Origin of the sequence: Actinoallomurus rhizosphaericola (genome assembly GCF_024055675.1) — a bacterium.
GTDB classification, from domain to species: Bacteria; Actinomycetota; Actinomycetes; order Streptosporangiales; family Streptosporangiaceae; genus Actinoallomurus; species Actinoallomurus soli.
The window spans coordinates 13,906-37,276 of sequence record NZ_JAMXMW010000009.1; the positions used below are offsets into that span (position 1 = coordinate 13,906).

Here is a 23,371-nt window from a genome sequence, read left to right on the forward strand (position 1 = left end):
GGGTCGGCACGGCAGCAGATCACTGCACCGAAGGATCAAGGAGGCGGGACCAACCTGTCAGTGACGCCAGAGCGGCTCGGTCTCGGATCGGTCCACGGAGGCCTCGAGCCCGCAAGAGTCCGGTCGGTCGCGTGGCTGCGGTGGGAGTCGACCTCGAAGGTCCAACGCCCGGTTCGGGTGGGTTAAGACGTAATATTCGGCTGGCGCTTAAGGTTCAGATGGCGTCGATCATGCACCTTGCTTATCAACAAGTCCTCATCTGCGACTTCTGGGTGCGGATTACGCCAATGGTTGAGCCAACCGCCACACGCGGTTGAAACTGTCGAGGTACGTACCAGCCACGTCATTGCGCTCCACATGCCGAACGTGGAGAACAGGCGCGTTCGAGGCCGCGATGCCATAGGCGTGGGGGTTGACGAGGAGGTCGTCGTCGGCGCGGTAGAGCGAGGCGTATAGAACAGTCCTGTGCAGCCGGATCTCCACACCCTTGATTTCTCGGAGCGGCCGGTGCAGAACGATGCTGTTTCGGATCTTGGCCGCCATAGCCTCACCCACACCTTCATCGGCGCCTCGTTCGGCGACATGCGAGCTATTCGGATCGCCGAGCAATATTCGCACGGGGACGCCAGCGTCTGCTTTTTCCTCAATTATGCGGAGGATTCCAATGTCTTCGGCGAGGAAAAGGCCCGAGTAGACGAGGATGCCGATTTCGCGTTCGGCTTGGCTGAAGAGCCACTGCCATACGTTGCGGGGAACGGCCCATCGGTGCGCGTAGAAGGCCTCGATCTCGGCGCCGCCATGTTGTGGCGATGGCGGCGCAGGTACCTCAGCACGCCAGATCTTCGCCTGCTCGACGCCAAGGAGATCGGCGAGTTGAGAGCGGTGACGCAGGTATGGACGTCGTCCGTCCAGCCAGCGTCGCACGGTCTTCACATCTACACCCAGGCGCGCGGCTACGTCCTGCTCGGACAGGCAGGCCTCAGCGAGAGCACGTCTCAACACCTCGTTCACCGCGATCCTCCAAACCGCGCTGTCTGAGCCGACGCTAACACAAGACGTCCCTAGACGTCCCCAAGCTGCCCATGAGAGGTCCGTGCTCTCACGCAAGTCTGTTTGGACATGTGGCGGATCGATCCGGTCCGTCGCTCGCGGACAGATCGCAGGCTGCGAGGCGCAAGATGACTGAAGGCTCCCGATCGAGCTGCATGCTGATGCCGGCCTTGCCACACACGGCCGGTACAGCGCGACAGTACGTGCGATGGCTTCTCGACGCGTGGAAGCTGCCTTCGATGGTGGACACCGTCGAGCTGCTGGCCAGCGAGCTGGTGACGAACGCCATCAACGCGACCGGCGTTACCGAGATCCCGGAAGACACCAACCAACTCGTCGGCAAGGCGAAGCCCATCTACCTCTGTCTCTCGGTCCGGCCCGAGGACGTGCTGATCGAGGTCTGGGATTCCAGCAGCACGCTGCCGCTACAGCGTGCGGTAGCGGACGACGAAGAGAGCGGCCGCGGGCTGGTGCTCGTGCAAGCGCTGTCGAAGGAATGGGGCTGTGTCCTCCTACCGACGGGCGGAAAGATCGTCTGGTGCGAGTGCTTGATCGAGAGGTCGGCATGAGTACACGGCGGAGGAGCTACCAAGAGGTCGCGGAGGTCATCCGTGATCGGATCGCACGCGGCGATTGGCAGCCTCGGAGCCAGCTTCCTTCTCAAGCGAAGATGGCCAAGGAGTTCGGTGTATCGGGCAGCACGGTTTCCGACGCCATCGCTCATCTTCGTGAGCGCGGGTACGTCTGGACGCTGCCGCACAAGGGCAGCTACGCGCGGCCGGCCGAGGACTGGCGCGAGGAGTCCTCGTGAATCCACGCGAGGAGCGGCTACAGCGCTCCCTGGCGGAGTTCTACGCCATGCTCGACAACATGCGGTTCACAGGCGCCTCTCAGGTCGTCGAAATTCAGCACCTCAAGGTCCTGGTCGGCAAGTATCCGGAGCAGGCACGGCGCTTCCTCGCCGATCAGGACGAGCGGGGACGCCCAGAGTGATACGACTGCATGGCCGCGCAGTGCGGGAGACGCGTAGTGAGAGGATCCCCGGTGAGCCCACGAGAGACCGCATGGGGCGCGTACGCGCAGATCGCCGAGGTTCTGCGGCAGCGCATCAGCGGCGGGGAACTCGTACCCGGTTCTCCAATGCCTTCCGAAGCGGCCTTGTGTGACGAGTTCGCCGTGGTGCGTAACACGGTCCGTCGGGCTCTCGCCGCATTGGAGGATGAGGGGCTGATCGAGACGCTTCCGGGCAAGGGGCGTGTCGTGCGTGGCAAGGCACCGACGCAGTATGAGTACCGCCGCATCGCTGCGGAACTGCGGAAGCGGATCGAGGGCGGTGACCTGGCAGTCGGCGACGCCTTGCCGAGTGAGGCTGCGATCGTCGAGAAGTACGGGGTCGCACGCGGCACCGCGCGCCAGGCGCTGGCCGCTCTAGAGCGAGATGGCCTGATCGAGGCGCGTCACGGCAAGGGCCGCTTCGTTCGTAGACGTCCGTAGACGCCTCGCCTGCGTCCGTGGACGTCCCGAGGTCGCCGCGTAGCGTCGGAGACATGAGAAAAGCCGCCTGGGCCGAAGAGATCGCTCGCAAGCTCCTCGAAGTGCCGCTTCCCCGTCGTTGGGCACACAGTCAAGGCGTTGCCCGGCAGGCCCGGAGCCTCGCGCCAATCCTCGGCGATGACGCCGATCTCCTCGAAGCCGCCGCGTGGCTGCACGATGTCGGCTACTCCCCTGACCTTGTGGACACCGGCCTGCACTCTCTCGACGGCGCCCGTCACCTTCGGGACGTCGAGCACGCCGACGACGCGTTGTGCAGCCTCGTCGCCTACCATTCTTGCGCCATCAACGAAGCCAGCGAACGTGGCCTGATCGCCGAGTTGACCGGCGAATTTAAGCCTGCTGATCCGTTCTTCTCCGACGCCCTGACCTACTGCGACATGACCACGACGCCGGACGGGGAACCCATCGAGGTAGAGGACCGTCTTGCCGAGATCCAGTCACGATATGGCGCCGGCCATCTCGTGGCGCGCTCGATAAGGCGCTCGTCACCGCACATCGTCGGATCCGTTCGGGCGATCGAAAGAGCTCAGGCCGAGGCGCCGATCAGCTGACCTCCGGAGCGGTCTGCCCGGAGAGGTAACGCTCGACGCGCAGCCGCATCGAGCGGTCCATCGTGTAGCCGCGGACGTCATCTGGCGCGACCCAACGCACTTCGCTCGATTCGCTGCTCGGGGTCGGTGTGCCACCGACCGGCCGAGCCGTCAGGACAATCGAGAACTCCTGCCGGACCTCGTCGTTGCTCGTGTAGTGCATGACGTGCTTCGGGTCGGTGTAGATGCCGACGAGGCCAGTTATCTCGCAGTCGATCCCGGTCTCTTCCTTCGTCTCCCGGACGGCTGCCTGCGCGAGCGATTCGCCGAGATCGATGGCACCGCCGGGAACCGCCCAGTTGTCGTTGTCGGTGCGGCGGATGAGCAGGATCTCGCCCTGGTCGTTGGCGACGACCACGTTGACCGACGGGACGATGCTGTTCGCGGCCGGCGCGTCGGGGTCGTCGTAGTAGTCGATCCGTCGCCCCAACGTCACGCCTCCGGTATCGGAGTCGCGCCTTCCCAGACGCGCTCGAAGCTTTCGAGGTAGGTGTTCACGATGTCGCCGCCAGCGACCTTGCGAAGGTAGAGAACCGGCGCGCGTGGCGCGGTCACGCCGTAGACGTGCGTGTTGACCAACAACTCGTCGTCGGCCCGGTAGATCGAGTTGTACAAGATCGTCTTGTGGAAGCGAAATTCGATGCCCTCGACGGCGCGCAGCGGCCGGTACATGACGAGGGCGTTGCGGATCTTGGCCGCCATGGCGTCGTCCACGCCCTCGTCGGCGCCACGCTGTGCCACTTCGGGGCTGTCCGGGTCGCCGAGCAGGATGCGGACCCGCACTCCTGCCCGAGCCTTGTCCATGAGGATCTTCTGTACGCCGCCGTCTTCGGAGAGGAAGAGGCCGGCGTAGACAAGGATCCCGATCTCGCGCTCTGCCCGTGAGAACAGACGTCCCCATCCGTCCCGCGGGACGGCCGTACGCTGCGGATAGACGGTGATGAGCTCACTCTGAGAGGCTGCGGTGACCTGCTCATTCGAGAGCGCTTCGGGCCACAGGTAGGTCTCGTCCACGCCGAGGCGCGTTGCCACTGCATAGCGGTGTCGACGGTACGGCGTGCGTCCCTTGCTGATCCAGCGCTCAACGGTCTTCTCGTCGACGTCGATCGCCTCGGCGAGTGCGGCAACGGTGATTCCCTGCTCTAGCAGGACCGCTCGTAGCCGTTCGTTCGCCATCTACCCGACCGGATCGTAGGACGTCTTGGGACGCCAACACCCTAGTCAGGACGTCATGAACACGTCCAGTCATGTAGGTGCTCGTCACTGCTGATCGGCGCATCCTCGATGGCGTAAGGAAATCCCGATAAGCCAGAGCCTGCGTCCCGGCGGACAACCCCCGACCTTGACAGGTGCTAAGACGGCGCACTGTAATCGTGCACATGACTAGTCCTGTTCATATCTTAAAGGTCGCCGGAACGTGGGCTCGGAGAGGAGCCCTCAATGCATCTTCGTCCCCTCCCCCTGGACGACTGGCAGCGCCAGTGCCCGTGCGGGGCGCGCTCGGAGTACCGGTTCGGCCTGTGCCGCAAGTGCCGCGCCCGCGCCGCCTGGTTCCGCCGCACCGCCCGCGCTCGACGCGCAACGCGCGTCCGCCGCATCTTCCGCCGCGACGCCGAGGCGGTGAGCCGGTGATGGCCATCGCGATCGCCGGACTCTCCCTCGTCCTCGCCGCCATGGCCCTCGTACTCATCGGCCTCGTGATCGTCGGTACTCATCGCGAGGCGCCGTGGACCGGACTGGACGCCGCAGCCCCCACACCGCTCGCCGCCTTCGCTCGCTCCGTCCTCGGCGTCCACGTCCGCAAGCCCGACAACGACCACACCCGCGGCGACGACCTCCAGGTGGTCCGCTCCGACCATCGCGAGTCCGTTGCCCTGGTCCGACCGGAAGGAAGGTGATCTCCGCTTGGCGCTGTCCATCTCGCTCGTCATCGTGCTCGGCGCGCTGGTCTACGGCCTGTACCGCTACGCCGGCCTCCGCGCCTGGCACGCCGTCGTCTGCACGCTCTTCGGCTTCTATCTCGCCTCGACCTCTCTCGCGCCGCAGATCCACCAAGGCGTGCGGTCCTTCGCTCACTTCCTGTCCGGAATTAAGCTCTGAGAGGACCCCCGTGACCACGCCCCCAACACACGCCGACCGCGACTGGTGGGTGATGGCAGGGATGACCGTCGCCGCCGTATCCGCAGCCATCGCCAGCTTCTCCGGGTTGCAAGGGCTGGCGCACATCGCCGGCTGGCCGTCACGGCTGTCGTGGCTGCTGCCCGTCACTCTGGACGCCTACGCGATGACCTCGGCGCGCGTATGGCTGGCCGCCTCGACGCGATCGGCCGTCGCTCGGCGCTTCGCCCGCTTCAACGCCCTGGGCGCCATCGCGGCCAGCATCGCGGGCAACGCGACGTACCACGCAGCCCGTACCGGACTCCTGTCGGTGTCCTGGCCCATCGTCGTCCTCGTCGGCGCCGTCCCCGCCGCCGTCCTCGGACTCACCGCCCACCTTCACGCCCTACAAGGACGAATCGAAGCCACCGCCGAGAACCGTACCGGCGACCGCGACCGGCACTCTCGCCGTACTCGCCGCAAGCGCCACCGTCGGTACCGGACCGAGGACGAACTGATCCACGCCGCCCGCGCTGCCGACGTACGACACCGGGAAGCCAACGACGGCCGCCCCATCACCCGTGACGCGCTCCGCACGACACTGCGCGTCAGCAACGCCCGCGCCACCGAACTCCGACGCCAACTGATCGAGAAAGGTACCGCAGATGAGCAAGCCGACCTATGACCCGTACGCCCTGGTCGACCTCCTTATGAAGGAGCTGGCCCGCCAGGGCGTCAAGACCCGCTACACGCTCGTCCAGCTCGGCGACGCCGTGTCTGCCGCCGAGGCGCTGCTGTCCGCACTCGGCGTGACGCCCGCCGCGCCGCTCTCCAAGGACGTCCCCGACCGAAAGGAGGTGCCGGACTGCCCATGACACGACCCCAACGGGCTCCACGCCCGACCCTTGACCTCAACGCCGTCCGTACTCACCTGCACGAAGCACGATCCGCGCGCGTACCCGTCGCGCTGTGGGTCGCCGTCGCCGACCTCCCGATGCTCATCGCCGAGGTCGAACGTCTCCGGTCCCTGCTCGCACTCGCCCGCGCTCAGTACGCCGCTCTGCTCGCCGCTGCCCGTGCCACCGTCGCAGCCGAACGGGACGGCGAGGGTGATCCGCTGCTCTATCTCCGGGACGAACTCGACGAGCACGGCCAGCTTCCGGACGAGGACCTGCACGCCGCCGAACTCCTCGCCCTCGTCGACCTTCGGGAGGGTGGCCGATGAGGCAGCGCTACCCGACTCGCCAGCACCGGTGGGGCCGCTCCGAGCCCATGCCGCTGTACGTCGTCACGGACGACCGCCAGGCGGGCGAGGCCATCGCGGTACTCACCCGACGGCTGTTCCGCTACCGCTCCGAACTGGCGCCCCTCACCACGGCGCTGCTCCTCGCTGGAACCGCAGCGTTCCTCCACCACAGCCACCGCGGGCTCTGGCCAGACGTCCTCGGATTCACCGTCGTTGCCGTAGCCGTCATCTTGGCGGGCGGTAAGCGCTGGCTCGATCGAGGCATCGAACGCGCCTACGCCGCCGTCGTCGCAACCGCTGCCGGGGGATGGCTCGCCACGGCGACCGCGCACGGGCCGACCTCGCCGCCGCTCCCCGGCCTGCTCGTCGCCACCACCCTCATCTGCGGCGCGCCGTGGTGGTCGCACCGCCGACGCCGTTCCCGCGTCCGCATCGAACGCACCGTGAACGCCTGGCCCGACCTCGCCGAGACGATCGGTCTTGCCGGATCACGCGTCCTGTCCGCCGTCGTCGACCTGTGGGGCTGGCGCGCCCGTCTGGCCCTCAAGCGCGGTCAGACCGTCACCGACGTCATCAGCAGACTCCCGGCGATCGAATCCGGTCTCGGTACGCGCCCCGGATCCGTCCGTGTCGAACCCGACCCCACTCGCGCGGATCACTGCGTCTTGCATGTCCTCGAAAAGGACCCGCACGCCCGTCCGATCCCCTGGCCCGCGCCGACCGGCACGAGCGTCGCCGACCCCGTGGAACTCGGCGTCTTCGAGGACGCCACACCCGTGCGGGTCAGGCTCCTGCATCGGCATGCCCTCGTCGCCGGCATCGCCGGATCTGGCAAGAGCGGCGTCCTCAACGTCATCCTCGCCGTCCTCACCGCCTACCCGGACGTGGTGATCTGGGGCATCGATCTCAAGGGCGGGATGGAACTCCAGCCCTGGGCATCCTGTCTCGACCGGATCGCCACCGACCCGCGCCAGGCCACCGAACTCCTCGCCGATGCCGTCACTATCCTCGACGCCCGCGCGGCCGCCCTCACCCGCCAAGGCGCTCGCCTGTGGATACCGACTGCGGGAGAGCCCGCGCTGATCATCGTGGCCGACGAGTACGCCGAACTCGCCGACGAATCGCCCGACGCGATGGCCCATGCCGACTCGATCGCCCGCCGAGGCCGTGCCGTCGCCGTCACGCTCCTCGCCGCCACCCAACGCCCGACACAGGCAGCCATGGGCAAGGGCGCCGTCCGCTCCCAAATGGACATCCGCATCTGCCTCCGCGTCCGCGAACGCCGCGACACCGATCTCATCCTCGGCCAAGGCGCCCACACCGCCGGCTGGCACGCCCACACCCTCGACGCACCCGGCAAGTTCCTTATCTCTGCACCAGGCTTCGACGTCCCTCGCCGAGCCCGTGCCTACCTGCTCACAGACGAGCGGGTACGCGCCACCGCCCGCGCCCACCGCAACCGCCGCCCCCGTCTCGACGCCCTATCCGCGGATGCCATCGCCCACACGACCGCCGACGTAGAGGTAATCGACGCCGAGATCATCACCGACGACCCCGAACGAACCCTCTGGACAGCACTACTCGAAGCACCCGACGAAGGGCTGTCCGTCTCCCAACTCATGAAGATCACCGGCATGGGCCGCACCTGGGTCTACGGCCGACTCCAAGAGCACGGCCACGCCGAACGCGTCCAGCAGGTCTCCCGAGGCCGCTGGCGCGCCGCCCAGCGTCCGTGACCGCTCGTTCGTCCGCGTCCTCGCGTGCGCCTGCGCGCGTAGAGCCGCAGAACGTCCGGACGTCCGCGCGGACGAACAACCCCCGGAAGGAGGTGAACACCACGACGACCACACCCGACACGCCGCTCCTCTACACGCTCCCCGAAGCCGCCGCGCTCCTTCGAATCAGCAGGACGAAGCTCTATGAACTCCTCACCGCGAACGAGATCGAATCCGTCTACATCGGCCGAAGCCGCAAGATCCCCGCCACCGCCCTCGACGCCTACGTCAACCGTCTCCGCACCGCAGGAAAGGAGTGATCAGCTTGGCCGACAAACCCGGTAAGCCGAAGGGCAGAACGAAGTCCACGCGTACGCCCGACGGCCGTTCGACCATCTACAAAGGCAGCGATGGCCGCTGGCACGGCCGCGTCACGATGGGCGTGAAGAACGACGGCAGCCCCGACCGGCGCCACGTCACCGCGAAGACCGAAAGGGAGGTGACGAAGAAGGTTCGTGAGCTGGAGGCGAAGCGCGACGCCGGAAAGGTCGACAAACCTGGTCGTCCACCGACTGTGGAAAAGTGGATGACGTACTGGCTCACGACCGTACTGCCGCTCAAACAGACGGCACCCAACACGATCAGCGCCTACTGGTCGGACTGCCGAAACTGGATCTTCCCGAACATCGGCCGTCACCGGATCGATCGCTGCCAGCCTGAACACCTCGAAGCCCTCTACTCGAAGATGTTCGCCGCCGGCAAGAAGCCGAGCCACGTACGCAAGGTCCACGCGATCATCTCCAGCGCTTACAGCGTCGCCGTACGGCGGCAACGCGTCGGCCGGAATCCCGCTGAGCTCGTGCAGCCGCCTCGGCTCGACAATCCGGAACTCAAGTCCCTGACCCGCGACGAGGCTCGAAAGGTCCTCGCCGAGGCTCAGCAGCGCCCCAACGGGGCACGCTGGTCCGTCGGGCTGTCATGCGGTCTCCGTCAGGGCGAGGTCCTGGGGCTGCGCTGGCCGTACCTCGTCGCCACCTGCCTCGGCTGCGACCACAGCGGATCGGTGATCGGCTGGTGGGTCACCGACTCGCCGAAGTGCCCGAAGTGCGGCAATGACCGCTACCGCGCCGAGGCGCGCGTGTGGTTCCAGCTCCAACGGACCACCTGGCAACACGGCTGCGACGATCTCGCCGAATGCACGAAGGACAAGCACCGTCGCCCCTGCCCCGACGACTGCCCGAAGGCCACGCGGACGTCCGGACGCCGCCACAAGTGCGTCCCCGAGGACGCCAAGGGCCTTTGCCCGAAGAACTGCATCAGGCACGCGTCCACGTGCCCGAAGCGCACGGACGGAGGGCTGGTCTTCCGGCAGATCAAGGAACGACGGAAGAAGACGATCGCCCTCGCCGACGAGCTGGTGGAGGTCCTACGCCACCACTTCGCCTGGCAGGAGCGGCAGCGCAAGATAGCCGGCAGCGTCTGGGAGGGACACGATCTCGTGTTCTGCCAGCCGAACGGCCGCCCGATCGACCCTCGCCGCGACTGGGACGCCTGGGCGGATCTCCTCCGTGCCGCCGACCTCCCCCACTACCGCGTCCACGCCGCCCGCCACACGGCCGCGACGCTCCTCCTCGAACAAGGCGTAGCCCTCGCCGTGGTTCAAGAGATCCTGGGCCACTCCGACATCCGCGTCACCCGCGGCTACACGCACGTCGCCTCACCCCTGGTCCACGACGCCGCACAACGCATCGGACGCGCGCTCTTCACGGCGAATGAGACCACCATTGAGACCGGGAACGACGAAGGGCGCCTCTCCGAAGGAGAGACGCCCACGTCACAGACGAGCCGCCTGTCGGAATCGAACCGACGACCTATTCATTACGAGTGAATCGCTCTGCCGACTGAGCTAAGGCGGCCTGCCACACACCGTGTGACGCGACGAGTCTACCGGGTTCTCCGGGCTCCTCGTACACCCATATCAGCGGCACATGGTGTTCTTCCTCGGCGGAGTCCCGGTGAGGAGGTAGCGGTCGACGGCCGTGGTGATGCAGGGGTTGCCCTGGAGGTAGGCGGTGTGGCCGTCGCCGTCGAGGCTGAGCAGGACGCCGGACTTCAGCTGGGAGGCCAGGCCCTGGGCCCACTTGTACGGGGTGGCGGGGTCGCGGGTGGTACCGACGACGACGATGGGCTTCGCGCCGTTGGCGGTGAACGCCTGGGGCTTGGTGTTGTCCTGGACGGGCCAGTAGGCGCACGGCAGGGTGCCCCAGACCACGAACTGGCCGAAGAGCGGGGCTTCCTTCTTGGCGCGGGCGGCCTGGTCCTTCCAGGCGCCCAGGTCGCGGTCGTACGGCTTGTCGATGCAGTTGATGGCCATGTTGGCCTCGGTCTGGTTCGAGTAGGACCCGTCCTTGTTGCGCTCGATGAGGAGGTCGCCGAGGCGGAGGAGGGTGGTGCCGTCGTTCTGGTCGATGGCGCTCTTCAAGGCCAGTTTCAACACCGGCCAGGTCTGCTTGTTGTAGAGCGCGGCGGCGACGCCGAGCTCGACCATGGAGCCGTCGACGACGCGGCCGTCCTTGAGGCCGTTGTAGAGCGGCTTCTTCCTCGTCTCGTCGAACAGCCGGCCGAGCCGGTCGAGGGCCTCGTCGGTGCTGCCGCTGCCGAGGGGGCAGTCCTTGGTCTTGACGCAGTCGTCGGCGAACGCCCTGGTGGCGGTGTCGAAGCCCTTGGCCTGCTCGATGTTGATCTCGGCGGCGCTGAGCTTCGGGTCGATGGCGCCGTCGAGGACGAGGGCGCGGACGTGCTTGGGGAACTCCTGGGCGTAGTACGCGCCGAGGAACGTGCCGTACGAGGCGCCGTAGTAGGTGAGGCCCTTGTCGCCGAGGGCGGCGCGCAGGACGTCGATGTCGCGGGCGGCGTTGGCGGTGCCGACGTACGGGAGCAGCGTGGGGATGCGGGTCTTGCACTCGTCGGCCCACATCTTGCTGACGTCGACGAGATTGTTGAGCTCGGCCTGGTCCGTGGGCGAGGTGTCGGCCTCGAAGAACCGGTCGAGCTGCTTGCCGGTCAGGCAGCGGACCGCGGGGCGGCTCTGGCCGACGCCGCGCGGGTCGAAGCCGACGATGTCGAAGTTGCGCCGCAGGTCGGCGCCGAACGAGCGGGCGGAGCCGCGGGCGAACTCGACGCCGGAGCCGCCGGGGCCGCCGGGGTTGAGGACGAGCGATCCCTTGCGCTGGCCGCCCTCGGCGGGCAGGCGGATCACCGCGAGGCCGAGGAGGCGGCCGGTCGGGTGGGCGTAGTCGAGGGGGACCCGGATGCTGCCGCACTGGAATCCGCCGCCGCAGTCCCGCCAGGAGATCCGCTGGCCGTAGACCGGCGTGCTGCCGCTCGGCGTGGGGGCCGACGCCGTGGACTTCGGGGCGTCCGTGCAGGCCGTCACCACGATCGCGGCCGCCGCCAGCACGGAGACCGTACGGAACTTGTTCACGCCGTCACCGTTCTCGTCGCCGTTCAGAGTCTCTGGGCAGCCTACGCGGATCGGGCCTCGTTTTCGCTACTCAGCGTACGGGCGAGTCACCCCAGAGTGTCGCCATAGCGCTGGTCGTGCTGTTTGCGGGGCGAGCAGACGGACGCGGACGGGCAGGCGCAGCGGCCGCCACCGTCGAGCCGTACGGCGACCGTGTCGGAGGGGACGTTGCGGCCGACGACCTGGCCGGGGCCGGACTCGGTCTGCACGCGCGCGCCGAGGCGGGGCATGCGCTGGTGCGCCTCGACGTACAGCGGGTGCTCGTACTTCAGGCAGCACATGAGCCGCCCGCAGGCGCCGGCGATGCGCAGCGGGTTGACCGGGAGGTCCTGTTCCTTGGCCATGCGCACCGAGACGGGCTCGAAGTCCTTGAGGAAGGTGGCACAGCACAGGTCGCGGCCGCAGGGGCCGATGCCGCCCTGCAGGCGCGCCTCGTCGCGCGGGCCGACCTGGCGCAGCTCGACGCGGGCCTTCATCGCGCGGGCGAGGTCGCGGACGAGCGCGCGGAAGTCGACGCGGTGCGGCGCGGTGAAGTAGATCTTGTAGACGTTGTCCTGGTCGAGGTAGTCGACGCCGATGACCTTCATCGGGAGCTCGTGCTTGCGGATGAGCCGCTTGGCGATGGAGCGCGCCTCCGCGCGCCGCCGCCGGTTCGCCTCGTCGCGGGCGAGGTGCTCCTCGTCGGCGAGGCCGGCGCAGACCGGCAGGTCGACGTCCTCCGAGACGTACTGCGGGGCCCAGATGCACTCGGCGACCTCGGCGCCGGCGTCGGTGGGGACGAGCACCTTGTCGCCGACCTTCGGGGAGTACGGACCGGGGTCGAGGTAGTAGAGACGTCCGTACCGCGTGAAGCTGACGGCCATCATCATGCCCATGACTCGCTCCGTCCGCCGGGGGGTCGACCTGGCCGTCAGCCTACGCGCAACCGGTATCGCTCCGTCGTGAGCGAGATCACAACCGTTCAGGCGGATAGTACGGAGCGCGCCGCCGCGAGGGCCTGGCCCCGGTACGAGCGGCCGAACAGGACGACGTGGACGAGCAGCGGATGCAGTTGGTGCAGCGGCGCCCGCGCCCGCCAGCCGTCCGCGAGCGGCGCCGCCTCGTCGTACGCGGCGAGGATCCGTTCGAGCTCGGGCGCGCCGAACAACGTCAGCATCGCCAGGTCGGTCTCGCGGTGCCCGGCGTGCGCGGCCGGGTCGACGAGCCAGACCCGGTCGCGGCCCCACAGGACGTTGCCGGACCACAGGTCGCCGTGGATCCGGGCGGGCGGCTCGGGGGGACCGGCGGCGTCCGGGATCCGGGCGGCGGCGCGCTCGATCTCGGCCGCGTCGCCGGCCGACAGCGCGCCGCGGTCCACCGCCATCCGGACGTACGGCAGGACGCGGCATTCGGCGTACCACTCCGGCCAGGAGGTGCCGGCGGTGTTGTCCAGCGGCAGCTCGGCGATGTAGCCGCGCCACGGCGCGCCGTACGACTCCGCGCCCGCGCCGTGCAGGGCGGCCAGCTCCCGCCCGAACCGCTCGGCCGCCTCCGGCGTCGGCGCGGCCGTGTCGATCCAGGGCAGGACGAGGGTCGTCTCGCCGGCGTCGAGGACCTCGGGGACGGGGCCCGGCGCGTCGTCGCCGGCGACCCGCCGCCAGCCCTCCCCCAGCCAGCGCAGCCCCGCCGCCTCGGCCGCGAACAGCCCGTCGATGCGCCGCCGGGCCTCCTTCACGAAGACCCGGCGCCCGTCGGTGAGGGTGGCCCGCCGCAGCGACCACTCGTGGCTCGTGCCGAGGTCGGTGACCTCGGCGACGGGGGTGCCGAGGAGCCGGTCCATGGTCAGCTCGCGTCCTTGAGCCGCCCGCGTACGTGGTCGAGCAGGCCCGGGACGGCCGCCTCGATCTGCTCGCGGACCTCCTCGAAGGCGGAGTTGCGGCTGTAGTACGGGTCGGCGACGTCCAGGTGCCGGGCGTCCGGATCGAACTCGCGCAGCAGCCGGATCTTGTCCGCCGCCTCCTCGTCCGGCGCGAGGTACCGCAGGTCGCTCTGGTGCCCCTGGTCGAGCGCGATGATCAGGTCGTACCGGTCGAACCAGGCGGCCTCGAACTGCCGCGCCCGGTGGGCGGAGGTGTACCCGGCGCGGCGCAGCGTGGCGACGGCGCGCTCGTCGGCGGGGTCGCCGACGTGCCAGTGCCCCGTGCCGGAGCTGTCGACCTCGACGTCGAGACCCTCCTCTTCGACGTGGCGGCGGAAGATGTGCTCGGCCATCGGGGAGCGGCAGATGTTGCCCGTGCAGACGAACGTGACGCGGTACGGCATGCGGAAAGACTATTCAGCGTCCGCCGATTCGGCATCCACAGCTTGTGGACGAGCCCTCCGATCGCGGCAACCGAAAACGCGCTTCGGGAGTCTCAGGTTCAGCGCTTCGGCTGTTCCGGACTGGCCGTTCCATCCCAGCCGCAAGCGGAGAAGGGAAACGCTGGGATGTCCGTGGACATGGGATTCCAGATCGTGCCGCCGGAGCCGGCGAAGAAGCCCCGCAGGAGCATCACCCCGATCGTCATCGGTGTCATCGGCGCCGTCCTGGTGGGGATGGTGCTCACCCTGCTCGTGTCCAGCTTCTGGACCCTGGCCGTCGAGGCCGGCGGGTCGTGCGGAACGAGCAGCGAGGGGATCTCTCACGGTCCGTGCCCCCGCGGCACGGCGTGGATGCTGCCGGTCTCGATCATTTCGCTGTTCGTCGTGGTGCCGGCCGCGCTGCTCGGCCTGGCGAAGATCGGGTCCCGCCGGATCGGCTGCCTCGGCGCCGTCGTCCTCGCCCTGGTGGGGATCTTTCCGGGGCTGGCCGTCTTCCGCTGGTCGCACGGCAGGACGCTCGCCGCGGTGTGGCAGGCGCCGCCCGACCGGCCGGCCACGGCCGAGGGCCTCGGCGGCTGGCTCTCCGGAACGACGGTGGTCCGCGCCCGCTTCGACCGCCTCGTCGGCTATGACGTCGCCACCGGCGCCGTCCGCTGGACGTACACGGTGCCCGGACGCGACGTCCTGTGCGCGATGAGCCGTACGGCCGCCGACGGCGTCGGCCTGATCGCGCACGGCGCCGAGACGCAGCCGTGCGACCGGGTCACGGCCGTCGACCTGACCACCGGCCGCGCCCTGTGGGAGCACGCCGTGCCCGCCGCCGGCATCTCGTCATCGATCAGCGCGGACGTCATCGCGGTCACGGACGGCATGGCGGTGATCCAGACCCCGCAGGCGCTCATGGCCGTACGGCTGCGCGAGGGCACGCCCCTCTGGCAGGACAGGACGGCCGACCGGTGCCGCCTGGCGACCGTCGCGGCCGGGCACGACCAGGTCCTGACCACGGTGTCGTGCTTCCAGCAGGTGCCCCGGATCCAGGCCTTGGACGCCGCGACCGGGCACGTCCGGTGGACGACCAAGGCCCCGATCCAGAGCGACGCCGCCAACATCCGGCCGCTGTCGGCGGACCCCGCGGTCCTCTGGATCCAGGAGGGCGGGCAGCGCGGCGTCAACGTCGTGGCCTCCTTCGACGAGACCGGCCGGGCGCAGGCGTCGATCCCGGTCGACGACGGGCAGCGGCGGCTGGACCTCGGCGACCACGCGTTCCGTGCGACGCCCGCCCGCAACGTCGTCCTGCAGGACGGGCTCCTCGTCGCCAAGGCGCAACTGCCCGGCGGTAAGTACCGCGTGATCGGCTACGGCCTGGCCGACGGCCGGTCGCGCTGGTCGACCAAGGTCGGCGACTTCGCCGCGATGCAGGCCGAGCCCGGACGCGTCCACCTCCTCGGCGACGCCACCTGGCACCCGGGTCTGTGGGCCCTGTCCCTGCGCGACGGGAAGCTGAGCTACGTCGGCCTCCCCCGCATCGCGGACCCCGACGACGACCCGCTCTTCTACTCCACCGGGGATCGCTACGTCGTCCTCACCGAGCGGGCGACCAATCCGGGCGACGCCCCGGTCGCCGTCTTCCGCGCCCGCTGACCTGGCCTTGGACGATCACGGCCCACCCGCGCCGCGGGTGGGCCGTGCTCATTCACCGGCCGTGCCGGACCGCCGGGGGCGGGGCGTGGTTTTGCGGGAGGAACGCTGGGAATGTACTTTCCGGAACGGAAAGAGGATTCCAGGCGGAAGGAGAGTCGTCGTGAACGCTACGCCGCAGGATCTGGAGCAGCTTCGTCGACAGCGCGCCACGCTGGCCGAGCGGATCCGGCTGCCCTGGTGGTACCTGACAGTGGCCGCAGTGATGATGGCGACGGTGATGACCGCCCCGTTCCTCTCGGAGTACTTCTCACCGGTGGTGAGCGAGTGGGCGGCGCTCGTACCCCTGCTGGTGATGATCGGCCTTGATCGGCTCTGGGCTCGCACGACCGGCGTGAAACTCCCCCGCCGGATGACACGCAGCTACCCGTCGGTCCGGCCGATCCGATGGGTTACGCTCGCGGTGGCGATCGTCGGGTACGTCACGGAGCGTCTGCTCCTCGCTCATGGTCAGACGGCGCTCGCGGTCGTCGTGGTCGTCATCATGGCGGCCGTGACCGTGGGCCTCCTCGTACGCCGGACCGCCGCGGTCCGGAAGGACATCACCGAAGGGCGGGCGACCTCACGATGAACCGCCCCGAGGGTCGCGGACGGCCGGACGAGCTCATTCATCCCATGACCCGGTTGTCGATCTGCGGAGTGCTCGCGGCCGGCGCGGAGTGGGTGGAGTTCGCGGTCGTTCGCGACACGGTGGGGATCAGTGACTCGGTCTTGTCCAAACACTCCCGCGTGCTCGAAGACGCCGGCTACCTGGAGGTACGCAAGGGCGCGGTCGGGCGCCGCCCCCGAACGTGGTTCCGGCTCACGCCCAAGGGCCGTACCGCCTTCACCGACCACCTCACCTGGCTGCAGAACCTCGCCCAGGCACCCGACCGGCCCGCCCCGCAGGACGCGTAGCCACGGCGTGGGCGAGGCCACGACGGCGGTGTGGGCCGAGACGGCGACGTGAACCGGACGGCGTCGATCGGCTCGCGCCGAGGGCGGCGGGGTCAGCCGGTGCGCAGGGCCATCGCCATGGCCTCGACCGCGAGCTGGGGATTGACGTTCGCCTCCAGGCGCTCCCGGCAGACCATGATGGCCTCGAGGCGGCGGAGCGTGGCCTCCGGCGGCCCGGACACCGACCGCAGCTCCCGGGCCCGGTCCGCATTGACCAGCTCGACTCCGGCGCCGAGCTGGACGACGAGCAGGTCACGGTAGTACGAGGCCAGGTCGAGGAGCGCGCGGTCGAGCGCGTCGCGCTTCATCCGGGTCGTCCGTGACTTCTGCCGGTCCTCCAGCTCCTTCAGGGCTCCCGCCGTACCGCGCGGCATGCGGCCCTTGGCGCTCTCGCCGAGCGCCTGGCGCAGCGCCGCGGTCTCCTCGGCGTCGAGGCTCGCGCCGAGCTCCTTGGCCTCGGCCTCCGCGGCCTTCACGAGCGCCTCGGCGGCCTCGACGGCGGGCCCGACGCCGCTCAGCCGGCCCGGAATCGCCAGCACCTCGGCCCGGCGACGGCGCGCCTGCTCGTCGGTGGCCAGGCGCTTCGCCCGCCCGACGTGACCCTGCGCGGCCCGGGCCGCCGCGGCGGCGACGTCCGGGTCGATCCCGTCCCGGAGCACGAGGACGTCGGCGACCGCCCGCGCGGGCGGCGTCCGCAGTGTCACGAGCCGGCAGCGGGACCGGATCGTCACGACCAGGTCGTCCGGCGACGGCGCGCACAGCAGCCAGACCGTACGGGCCGGGGGCTCCTCGATGGCCTTGAGGAGGGCGTTCGCGGCCTGCTCGGTGGACCGGTCGGCGTCCTCGAACAGCACGATCCGCCACCGCCCGCCGGTCGGCGAGGAGGCGGCCCGCAGCACCAGCGCGCGGGTCTCCCGGACGCCGTACGAGAGGCCGGCGGGGCGGACGACCTCGACGTCGGCGTGGCTGCCGGACAGCACCTGGTGGCAGGACGCGCAGTGCCCGCACCCCTGGTCGGGACACAGCAGCGCGGCGGCGAACGCCCGGGCGGCCGTCGAACGGCCCGATCCGGGCGGCCCCGTGAACAGCCACGCGTGCGTCATGCCGCCACCGCCCGTACCGGCCAGGGCCCGGGCTCCGGCGGCCGCGGCGGAGCGCAGCTGCTCGATGACGGGCTCCTGCCCGACCAGGTCGTCGTACACCGTCACGCGTCGATCTCCTCCAGCCCCATGGCGCCTTCGATGCTATGGCCTGACGCGAGCATCCGCCGCCCGAGCCGGCGACTCGGTGACGTGAGGCGGACCGATCCTCCGCCGTGCCGCCACCGCGGTCACCTCACCGCCACCGCGGTCACCTCACCGCCGCCATGGTCACCTTGCCGCCACGTTGACCGACGGATGACCGGTTCGCCCGGTCTGCGGCGTCACCACCGACGTCAAGGTGGCCGGTCCATTCGGCCGGCCGCGTCCCGCCGAGGCGGGGCGGTGGGGTCAGTCGGTGATGACCGGCATCGTGCTCGTGACGGCCTCGGCGGTGGCCGGGACGGGATCCGGCAGGATTGCGCGGACCCGGTCGCGGATCTGCCGGGTGATGTCCTCCTGCGGCTGCGCGGCGTCGATCACGAGGTAGCGGTGTGGTTCGGCCTCGGCGAGGGCGCGGAACCCGCGGCGTACGCGCTCGTGGAACTCCCGGGGCTCGGACTCGATCCGGTCGGCCGGGGAGGCGAAGCGGTTCAGCCCGATCTCGGACGGCACGTCCAGGACGATGGTCAGGTCGGGGGTGAGCCCGCCGGTGGCCCAGCGGTTCACCTCGGCGATGTCCTTGACCTTCAGCTCGCGTCCGGCGCCCTGGTAGGCGAGGGAGGAGTCGACATACCGGTCGGTGACGACGATCGCGCCGCGCTCCAGCGCCGGCCGGATGACCTCGGCGACGTGCTGCGCGCGGTCCGCGGCGTACAGCATCGTCTCGGCGCGGGCGGACAGGCCGGAGGTCTCCTTGTCGAGCAGCAGGGCGCGCAGGCGCATGCCGATCTTCGTGGAGCCGGGCTCGCGGGTCGTGACGACGTCGAAGCCCTGGTCGCGGAGCCAGATCGCCAGGAGCCGGGCCTGGGTGGTCTTCCCGGCGCCCTCGCCGCCCTCGAACGCGAGGAACACGCCGCGCTCCCCGTGCCCCGCCTCCTCGGGGACGTACTCCTCGCCGCGCAGCGCGGCGAGGAGGTCCCGCGACAGCGGGATGCCCTTGCGGTCGTCCATCTGCCGGTAGGCGAGGAGGCCCACGATGACGGCGACCACCGCGCCGAGCAGCAGCACGGCGTTCGGGCCGTCGAAGTGGTACGCGGCGTCCGCGACCTTGATCCGGTGCTCGCCGACCGCGTTCGCGATGAACGGCACCGCGGCGACCGTGAGCAACAGCACGACCCGTACCAGCGACTGCAGGAACGCCCACGTACGGCCGCGGAGGCTGTCCTCGACCTCCAGGCCGACCAGCGTGTAGCCGATCACCCAGGCGATGCCGGCGCCCGCGCCGAGCAGGGCGGTCAGCAGGGCGACGATGACGAGGTTCTCGATGACGGCGATGAGCGCGAGCGCGACGCCGGCCCCGATGATCGCCAGGCCGAACAGCCGGCGGCGGCTGAAGTCCTTCAGGATGCGGGGGCCCAGGAACATCCCGATCGCCATGCCCACGAACACCATGCCGAAGACGACACCGTACGCGGCGTCGCCCCCGCCCAGGGCCTTGACGTAGACCTTGGCGACGCCGATCACGGCGCCGCCCGCGGCGAACGCGCCGACGATCCCGACGGTCAGGCCGCGCACCATCGGCGTCGAGCCGACGAACCGCCAGCCGGCGACGATCTGCTTGAGGACCGACGGGACCGAGACCTTGCCGCCCTGCCGGGGGATCTCGCGCAGCGAGAAGATCGTGACCGCGGAGACCAGGAACGTCACCGCGTTGATGTACAGCGCGAGGTTCGCCTGCTGCCGGTGCGTCGAGAAGACCACCCCGGAGATCAGCGCCAGCACCGAGAACGTCCCCGCCGCCACGGGCGCCGAGCCGTACGTCGAGATCAGGCTGATCTGGTTGGCCCGCTCCAGCCGGTCCTTGGGCACCAGGTTCGGGACCGTGGCCTCCTTGGCCGGGATCCAGAACAACGTCACGATCTCGACCAGGAAGGTCGCGACGTACAGCCAGTCGAGCCGGCCGATGATCGGGATCGACAGGAACAGGCTGAACCGCAGGATGTCCGCGATCACCATCGTGGTGCGGCGGTCGAAGCGGTCGGCCACCGCGCCGGCCAGCGGCCCGAAGACCAGCGCCGGCAGCAGCTTGACGACGAGGACGCCGCCGATCGCGTAGCCCTCCGCCGACCCCTTGGTCAGCGAGCCGGCCAGCGCGGTCAGCGCCAGAATGCTGAGCCAATCGCCGAAACTCGACAACGACAGGGCGATCCAGAGCCGACGGAACGGCTTGATCGACAGCACGCCGGAAGAGCTGCCCGTTCTGGTCATTGTGTCAGCGTATCCACCTGAGAGCGTCAGGACCGAGACTTCGCGGTACGCCGCCGGGCGGGCTTCTTCCCGCCACCCGCGGCGACCTTCTCGCGGCGCTCGGCGAGCAGTTCGAGCGCCCGCTGCATGGTGATCGACTCGATCTCGTCGCCCTTGCGCAGGCTGGCGTTGGTCTCGCCGTCCGTCACGTACGGGCCGAAGCGCCCCTCCTTGATGACGATCTTGCTGCCGGTCCCCGGGTCCTCGCCCAGCTCGCGCAGCGGCGGCGCGGCGGCGGCCCGGCCGCGCCCGCGCTGCTTCGGCTGGGCGAAGATCTCCTTGGCCTCCTCGATGGTGACCGTGAAGAGCTGGTCCTCGCTCTGCAGCGACCGGCTGTCGGTGCCCTTCTTCAGGTACGGGCCGAACCGGCCGTTCTGCGCGGTGACCGGCTCGCCGTCCAGCTCACCGACGACGCGGGGCAGCGCCAGGAGCTTGAGCGCGTCCTCGAACGTCACGGTCTCCGGCGACATGGTCTTGAACAGCGACGCCGTGCGCGGCTTGGCGCTCTTCGGAGCGTCATCCGGGAGGATCTCGGTGACGAACGGGCCGAACCGGCCGGTCTTCACCACGATCGGGTGGCCGCTCTCCGGGTCGACGCCCAGCTCGCGCTCGCCGCTCGGCTGCGCGAACAGCTCCTCGGCCTTCTCCTTCGTCAGCTCGTCGGGCGCGATGTCCTCGGGGATGTTCACCCGCTGGCCGTCGCGGTCGAGGTACGGCCCGTAGCGCCCGACCCGGACCACGATGTCGCTGTCGGGAAGCGGGAAGGAGCTGACCTCCTTGGCGTCGATCTCGTCGAGGTGGCTGACGAGCTCCTTGAGACCGGTCCGTTCCTCGCCGAAGTAGAACCGCTGCAGCCACCGGACCCGCTCGGCCTCGCCGCGCGAGATGGCGTCCAGCCCGTCCTCCATGCGCGCGGTGAAGTCGTAGTCGACGAGCTCGCCGAAGTGCTTCTCCATCAGGTTGACGACGGCGAACGCCAGGAAGGACGGCACCAGCGCGGTGCCCTTCTTGAAGACGTACCCGCGGTCCAGGATCGTCCCGATGATGCTGGCGTACGTGGACGGCCGGCCGATCTCTCGATCTTCCAGCTCCTTGACCAGGCTCGCCTCGGTGTACCGGGCCGGCGGCCGGGTCGAGTGACCCTCGGCGCCGAGCTCGGTCGCGGTCAGCGGGTCGCCCTCCTCCAGCTGCGGCAGGCGGCGCTCCTGGTCGTCGCGGTCCGACGACGGGTCGTCCGCGCCCTCGACGTACGCCTTGAGGAAGCCGTAGAAGGTGATGATCTTTCCGGAGGCGCCGAACTCGGCCCGCTCGCCGGTCGTGGACTCGCCGCCGACGCGCACCGACACCGACTGCCCGGTGGCGTCCTTCATCTGGCTGGCGACCGTGCGCTTCCAGATCAGCTCGTACAGCTTGAACTGGTCGCCGGACAGGCCCGTCTCCCCGGGCGTGCGGAAGGTCTCGCCGGCCGGGCGGATCGCCTCGTGCGCCTCCTGGGCGTTCTTCACCTTGCTCTGGTACACGCGCGGCTTGTCGGGGATGTAGTCGGCGCCGTACAGCGCCTTCGCCTGCTGCCGCGCGGCGTTGATGGCGATCTCCGACAGCGTGATGCTGTCGGTACGCATGTAGGTGATGAAACCGTTCTCGTAGAGCCGCTGCGCGATCTGCATCGTGTACTTCGCCGAGAAGCCCAGCTTGCGGCTGGCCTCCTGCTGCAGCGTCGTCGTACGGAACGGGGCGTACGGGCTGCGGCGGTACGGCTTGCGCTCCACGGACGTGACGGCGTACGGCCGGTCGCGCAGGCGCTCGGCGAGACCCCGTGCGGCGGCCTCGTCGAGGTGCAGGACGTCCTTGCTCTTCAGCGTGCCCTGCGCGGTGAAGTCACGGCCCTGCGCGACGCGCTTGCCGTCGAGGGAGACGAGGGTGGCGGCGAAGGCAGAGGGCTCTTCCGGCCTACCGGTGTCGAAGGTCGCCGACAGGTCCCAGTAGTTCGCCGGGACGAACGCGATGCGCTCACGCTCACGCTCGACGACGAGGCGGGTCGCGACGCTCTGCACCCGGCCCGCCGACAGCTTCGGCATGACCTTCTTCCACAGGACCGGGCTGACCTCGTAGCCGTACAGCCGGTCGAGGATGCGCCGGGTCTCCTGCGCGTCGACGAGCTTGAGGTTCAGCTCGCGGGGGCTCTGCGCGGCGGCGCGGATGGCGTCCTTGGTGATCTCGTGGAACACCATCCGGCGCACGGGCACCTTCGGCTTGAGGACCTCGCGCAGGTGCCAGGCGATGGCCTCGCCCTCGCGGTCCTCATCTGTCGCGAGGTAGAGCTCGTCGGCCTCCTGCAGCAGCTTCTTGAGCTTGGCGACCTGCTGCTTCTTGTCGGCGTTGACGACGTACAGCGGTTCGAAGCCATGGTCGACGTTCACGCCAAGGCGAGCCCAGATTTCACCCTTGTACTTCGAGGGAATATCAGCGGCTTTCTCCGGCAAATCACGGATGTGGCCGATACTGGACTCCACGACGTAGCCACGGCCGAGATAACCCGCGATCGTCTTGGCCTTGGCGGGCGACTCGACGATCACCAGGCGGTTGCGGCTGGACCTCGTTGTGCCGTTGCTGTCGGGCACGGTGCTTGAACCTCACAAATCTCGACTGCGGCGGGAGTCGTCAAGTGCCACCCCGAAGCCGGTCGACCTGGGACGTCGGCAGACCGGATCCGCGGAAGAGGATCACCCGCTCCCCGTGAGGACCCTAGACGGAGCAGAATAAGGCCAATGTTGGAGTACTCCTACCTAGTACTGCATCTACCACGCGGCACGACACGGGACGCCGCGAGGCAGGTGATGGTCGAGCACGCCGAACATGGCGGGTGGGAACTCGTCCGCGTGCGGGTGTACCCCGACGGGCGCCGCCGAATCCAGCTCCGCCGCAAGGTCATCCGCGCCACGCGAACCTTGTAGAGGCGGCCACTACTCGACCTCCTCGACGCTACAGCAATGTGCCCCACGCGTGAGCGCAGGGCACACCTTGGTCCAAACTTTTCCATTTACCGGGCTTTGCCGCGCCCGAGTCAAGCCCCG

Annotated in this window: 28 protein-coding genes and 1 tRNA gene; 18 read left to right on the top strand and 11 right to left on the bottom strand. The window is 69.4% G+C overall.

Features of this window, described 5'->3' with window-relative positions:
- Window positions 1–279 precede the first annotated feature (279 nt).
- The gene (locus NE234_RS20585) at window positions 280–1,011 is read right to left on the bottom strand and encodes an XRE family transcriptional regulator (protein ID WP_252782098.1); all 732 of its coding nucleotides are present in this window, start codon (window positions 1,009–1,011) and stop codon (window positions 280–282) included.
- Between the two features lie 200 nt (window positions 1,012–1,211).
- Between NE234_RS20585 and NE234_RS20590 the strand changes: the two genes are divergently transcribed.
- From NE234_RS20590 to NE234_RS20610, 5 genes are read left to right on the top strand one after another with little or no spacing between them, the layout of a single operon-like run.
- Window positions 1,212–1,619 carry an ATP-binding protein gene (locus NE234_RS20590; protein ID WP_252782395.1) on the top strand — a complete coding sequence of 136 codons (408 nt, stop codon included), beginning with the start codon at window positions 1,212–1,214 and terminating at the stop codon, window positions 1,617–1,619.
- On the top strand, window positions 1,616–1,861 hold the full coding sequence (locus NE234_RS20595; protein ID WP_252782099.1) for a winged helix-turn-helix domain-containing protein: 246 nt from the start codon (window positions 1,616–1,618) through the stop codon (window positions 1,859–1,861). The genes NE234_RS20590 and NE234_RS20595 overlap by 4 nt, the downstream gene beginning before the upstream one ends.
- Window positions 1,858–2,043, top strand: a complete 186-nt coding sequence (locus NE234_RS20600; protein WP_252782100.1) for a hypothetical protein — start codon at window positions 1,858–1,860, stop codon at window positions 2,041–2,043. Before NE234_RS20595 ends, NE234_RS20600 begins: the two co-directional genes overlap by 4 nt.
- A 51-nt stretch (window positions 2,044–2,094) precedes the next feature.
- The gene (locus NE234_RS20605; RefSeq protein WP_252782101.1) at window positions 2,095–2,544 is read left to right on the top strand and encodes a GntR family transcriptional regulator; all 450 of its coding nucleotides are present in this window, start codon (window positions 2,095–2,097) and stop codon (window positions 2,542–2,544) included.
- A 53-nt stretch (window positions 2,545–2,597) separates the two neighbouring features.
- Window positions 2,598–3,155, top strand: a complete 558-nt coding sequence (locus NE234_RS20610; protein ID WP_256529094.1) for an HD domain-containing protein — start codon at window positions 2,598–2,600, stop codon at window positions 3,153–3,155.
- Here the strand turns inward: NE234_RS20610 and NE234_RS20615 are convergent.
- Both NE234_RS20615 and NE234_RS20620 read right to left on the bottom strand, forming a co-directional pair.
- Entirely contained in the window at window positions 3,148–3,624 is a 477-nt protein-coding gene (locus NE234_RS20615) for an NUDIX domain-containing protein (RefSeq protein WP_252782397.1), read from the bottom strand. The genes NE234_RS20610 and NE234_RS20615 overlap by 8 nt on opposite strands.
- A 2-nt stretch (window positions 3,625–3,626) precedes the next feature.
- On the bottom strand, window positions 3,627–4,370 hold the full coding sequence (locus NE234_RS20620) for an XRE family transcriptional regulator (protein ID WP_252782102.1): 744 nt from the start codon (window positions 4,368–4,370) through the stop codon (window positions 3,627–3,629).
- 264 nt (window positions 4,371–4,634) lie between these two features.
- Between NE234_RS20620 and NE234_RS20625 the strand changes: the two genes are divergently transcribed.
- From NE234_RS20625 to NE234_RS45995, 9 genes are all read left to right on the top strand, one after another.
- Entirely contained in the window at window positions 4,635–4,826 is a 192-nt protein-coding gene (locus tag NE234_RS20625) for a hypothetical protein (RefSeq protein WP_252782103.1), read from the top strand.
- The gene (locus NE234_RS20630; protein ID WP_252782104.1) at window positions 4,826–5,092 is read left to right on the top strand and encodes a hypothetical protein; all 267 of its coding nucleotides are present in this window, start codon (window positions 4,826–4,828) and stop codon (window positions 5,090–5,092) included. Before NE234_RS20625 ends, NE234_RS20630 begins: the two co-directional genes overlap by 1 nt.
- A gap of 7 nt (window positions 5,093–5,099) precedes the next feature.
- A complete protein-coding gene (locus NE234_RS20635) occupies window positions 5,100–5,294 on the top strand; it encodes a hypothetical protein (protein WP_252782105.1) in 195 nt (64 codons plus the stop codon).
- Between the two features lie 61 nt (window positions 5,295–5,355).
- The gene (locus NE234_RS20640) at window positions 5,356–5,976 is read left to right on the top strand and encodes a DUF2637 domain-containing protein (RefSeq protein ID WP_252782106.1); all 621 of its coding nucleotides are present in this window, start codon (window positions 5,356–5,358) and stop codon (window positions 5,974–5,976) included.
- Complete coding sequence (locus NE234_RS20645; protein ID WP_252782107.1) at window positions 5,957–6,166, top strand: hypothetical protein; 210 nt, start codon at window positions 5,957–5,959, stop codon at window positions 6,164–6,166. The genes NE234_RS20640 and NE234_RS20645 overlap by 20 nt, the downstream gene beginning before the upstream one ends.
- Window positions 6,163–6,516, top strand: a complete 354-nt coding sequence (locus NE234_RS20650) for a hypothetical protein (RefSeq protein ID WP_252782108.1) — start codon at window positions 6,163–6,165, stop codon at window positions 6,514–6,516. Before NE234_RS20645 ends, NE234_RS20650 begins: the two co-directional genes overlap by 4 nt.
- Window positions 6,513–8,273 carry an FtsK/SpoIIIE domain-containing protein gene (locus NE234_RS20655; RefSeq protein ID WP_252782109.1) on the top strand — a complete coding sequence of 587 codons (1,761 nt, stop codon included), beginning with the start codon at window positions 6,513–6,515 and terminating at the stop codon, window positions 8,271–8,273. The genes NE234_RS20650 and NE234_RS20655 overlap by 4 nt, the downstream gene beginning before the upstream one ends.
- A 92-nt stretch (window positions 8,274–8,365) precedes the next feature.
- Window positions 8,366–8,572: a helix-turn-helix domain-containing protein gene (locus tag NE234_RS45390; protein ID WP_252782110.1), complete on the top strand. Its 207-nt coding sequence runs from the start codon at window positions 8,366–8,368 to the stop codon at window positions 8,570–8,572.
- A 425-nt stretch (window positions 8,573–8,997) separates the two neighbouring features.
- The gene (locus NE234_RS45995; RefSeq protein WP_406567046.1) at window positions 8,998–10,140 is read left to right on the top strand and encodes a tyrosine-type recombinase/integrase; all 1,143 of its coding nucleotides are present in this window, start codon (window positions 8,998–9,000) and stop codon (window positions 10,138–10,140) included.
- Here NE234_RS45995 and NE234_RS20670 read toward each other — a convergent pair.
- From NE234_RS20670 to NE234_RS20690, 5 genes are all read right to left on the bottom strand, one after another.
- Window positions 10,096–10,168: transfer RNA gene (locus tag NE234_RS20670), tRNA-Thr, on the bottom strand. The two genes, NE234_RS45995 and NE234_RS20670, sit on opposite strands and share 45 nt — an antisense overlap.
- 62 nt (window positions 10,169–10,230) lie before the next feature.
- Window positions 10,231–11,736, bottom strand: coding sequence for an alpha/beta hydrolase (locus tag NE234_RS20675; protein WP_252782112.1), 1,506 nt, complete (start codon window positions 11,734–11,736; stop codon window positions 10,231–10,233).
- Between the two features lie 86 nt (window positions 11,737–11,822).
- Window positions 11,823–12,650, bottom strand: a complete 828-nt coding sequence (locus NE234_RS20680) for a PSP1 domain-containing protein (RefSeq protein ID WP_252782113.1) — start codon at window positions 12,648–12,650, stop codon at window positions 11,823–11,825.
- Between the two features lie 86 nt (window positions 12,651–12,736).
- The gene (locus tag NE234_RS20685) at window positions 12,737–13,594 is read right to left on the bottom strand and encodes a fructosamine kinase family protein (protein WP_252782114.1); all 858 of its coding nucleotides are present in this window, start codon (window positions 13,592–13,594) and stop codon (window positions 12,737–12,739) included.
- Window positions 13,595–13,596: 2 nt separating this feature from the next.
- Window positions 13,597–14,076 carry a low molecular weight protein-tyrosine-phosphatase gene (locus NE234_RS20690; RefSeq protein WP_252782115.1) on the bottom strand — a complete coding sequence of 160 codons (480 nt, stop codon included), beginning with the start codon at window positions 14,074–14,076 and terminating at the stop codon, window positions 13,597–13,599.
- Between the two features lie 165 nt (window positions 14,077–14,241).
- On the opposite strand from NE234_RS20690, the gene NE234_RS20695 reads away from it, so the two are divergent.
- From NE234_RS20695 to NE234_RS20705, 3 genes are all read left to right on the top strand, one after another.
- Window positions 14,242–15,756 (top strand): outer membrane protein assembly factor BamB family protein, encoded by a 1,515-nt coding sequence (locus NE234_RS20695; RefSeq protein WP_252782116.1) that lies wholly within the window; start codon window positions 14,242–14,244, stop codon window positions 15,754–15,756.
- A gap of 160 nt (window positions 15,757–15,916) precedes the next feature.
- On the top strand, window positions 15,917–16,384 hold the full coding sequence (locus NE234_RS20700; protein ID WP_252782117.1) for a hypothetical protein: 468 nt from the start codon (window positions 15,917–15,919) through the stop codon (window positions 16,382–16,384).
- Window positions 16,385–16,428: 44 nt separating this feature from the next.
- Window positions 16,429–16,710, top strand: a complete 282-nt coding sequence (locus NE234_RS20705; protein WP_252782118.1) for a winged helix-turn-helix domain-containing protein — start codon at window positions 16,429–16,431, stop codon at window positions 16,708–16,710.
- Between the two features lie 92 nt (window positions 16,711–16,802).
- On the opposite strand, the gene NE234_RS20710 is transcribed toward NE234_RS20705, so the two are convergent.
- The 3 genes from NE234_RS20710 to topA all read right to left on the bottom strand — a co-directional run bounded on the left by NE234_RS20710 (window position 16,803) and on the right by topA (window position 22,918).
- Window positions 16,803–17,957, bottom strand: a complete 1,155-nt coding sequence (locus NE234_RS20710) for a DNA polymerase III subunit delta' (RefSeq protein ID WP_252782119.1) — start codon at window positions 17,955–17,957, stop codon at window positions 16,803–16,805.
- Window positions 17,958–18,239: 282 nt separating this feature from the next.
- A complete protein-coding gene (gene tmk, locus NE234_RS20715) occupies window positions 18,240–20,258 on the bottom strand; it encodes a dTMP kinase (RefSeq protein ID WP_252782120.1) in 2,019 nt (672 codons plus the stop codon).
- Window positions 20,259–20,284: 26 nt separating this feature from the next.
- Complete coding sequence (gene topA, locus NE234_RS20720) at window positions 20,285–22,918, bottom strand: type I DNA topoisomerase (protein ID WP_252782121.1); 2,634 nt, start codon at window positions 22,916–22,918, stop codon at window positions 20,285–20,287.
- A gap of 147 nt (window positions 22,919–23,065) precedes the next feature.
- On the opposite strand from topA, the gene NE234_RS20725 reads away from it, so the two are divergent.
- Window positions 23,066–23,251, top strand: coding sequence for a DUF5703 family protein (locus tag NE234_RS20725; protein WP_252782122.1), 186 nt, complete (start codon window positions 23,066–23,068; stop codon window positions 23,249–23,251).
- Window positions 23,252–23,371: the final 120 nt, after the last annotated feature.

Excerpts from the sequence above, each read along its gene's own strand:
- NE234_RS20705 (WP_252782118.1), top strand. The coding sequence starts at position 16,429 with ATGACCCGGTTGTCGATCTGCGGAGTGCTCGCGGCCGGCGCGGAGTGG.
- NE234_RS20625 (WP_252782103.1), top strand. The coding sequence starts at position 4,635 with ATGCATCTTCGTCCCCTCCCCCTGGACGACTGGCAGCGCCAGTGCCCG.
- NE234_RS20590 (WP_252782395.1), top strand. The coding sequence starts at position 1,212 with ATGCCGGCCTTGCCACACACGGCCGGTACAGCGCGACAGTACGTGCGA.
- NE234_RS20620 (WP_252782102.1), bottom strand. The coding sequence starts at position 4,370 with ATGGCGAACGAACGGCTACGAGCGGTCCTGCTAGAGCAGGGAATCACC.
- NE234_RS20610 (WP_256529094.1), top strand. The coding sequence starts at position 2,598 with ATGAGAAAAGCCGCCTGGGCCGAAGAGATCGCTCGCAAGCTCCTCGAA.
- tmk (WP_252782120.1), bottom strand. The coding sequence starts at position 20,258 with ATGACCAGAACGGGCAGCTCTTCCGGCGTGCTGTCGATCAAGCCGTTC.
- NE234_RS45995 (WP_406567046.1), top strand. The coding sequence starts at position 8,998 with ATGTTCGCCGCCGGCAAGAAGCCGAGCCACGTACGCAAGGTCCACGCG.
- NE234_RS20655 (WP_252782109.1), top strand. The coding sequence starts at position 6,513 with ATGAGGCAGCGCTACCCGACTCGCCAGCACCGGTGGGGCCGCTCCGAG.
- NE234_RS20650 (WP_252782108.1), top strand. The coding sequence starts at position 6,163 with ATGACACGACCCCAACGGGCTCCACGCCCGACCCTTGACCTCAACGCC.
- NE234_RS20685 (WP_252782114.1), bottom strand. The coding sequence starts at position 13,594 with ATGGACCGGCTCCTCGGCACCCCCGTCGCCGAGGTCACCGACCTCGGC.
- NE234_RS20690 (WP_252782115.1), bottom strand. The coding sequence starts at position 14,076 with ATGCCGTACCGCGTCACGTTCGTCTGCACGGGCAACATCTGCCGCTCC.
- NE234_RS20695 (WP_252782116.1), top strand. The coding sequence starts at position 14,242 with ATGTCCGTGGACATGGGATTCCAGATCGTGCCGCCGGAGCCGGCGAAG.
- NE234_RS20595 (WP_252782099.1), top strand. The coding sequence starts at position 1,616 with ATGAGTACACGGCGGAGGAGCTACCAAGAGGTCGCGGAGGTCATCCGT.
- NE234_RS20725 (WP_252782122.1), top strand. The coding sequence starts at position 23,066 with ATGTTGGAGTACTCCTACCTAGTACTGCATCTACCACGCGGCACGACA.
- NE234_RS20680 (WP_252782113.1), bottom strand. The coding sequence starts at position 12,650 with ATGGGCATGATGATGGCCGTCAGCTTCACGCGGTACGGACGTCTCTAC.
- NE234_RS20630 (WP_252782104.1), top strand. The coding sequence starts at position 4,826 with ATGGCCATCGCGATCGCCGGACTCTCCCTCGTCCTCGCCGCCATGGCC.
- NE234_RS20640 (WP_252782106.1), top strand. The coding sequence starts at position 5,356 with ATGACCGTCGCCGCCGTATCCGCAGCCATCGCCAGCTTCTCCGGGTTG.
- NE234_RS20645 (WP_252782107.1), top strand. The coding sequence starts at position 5,957 with ATGAGCAAGCCGACCTATGACCCGTACGCCCTGGTCGACCTCCTTATG.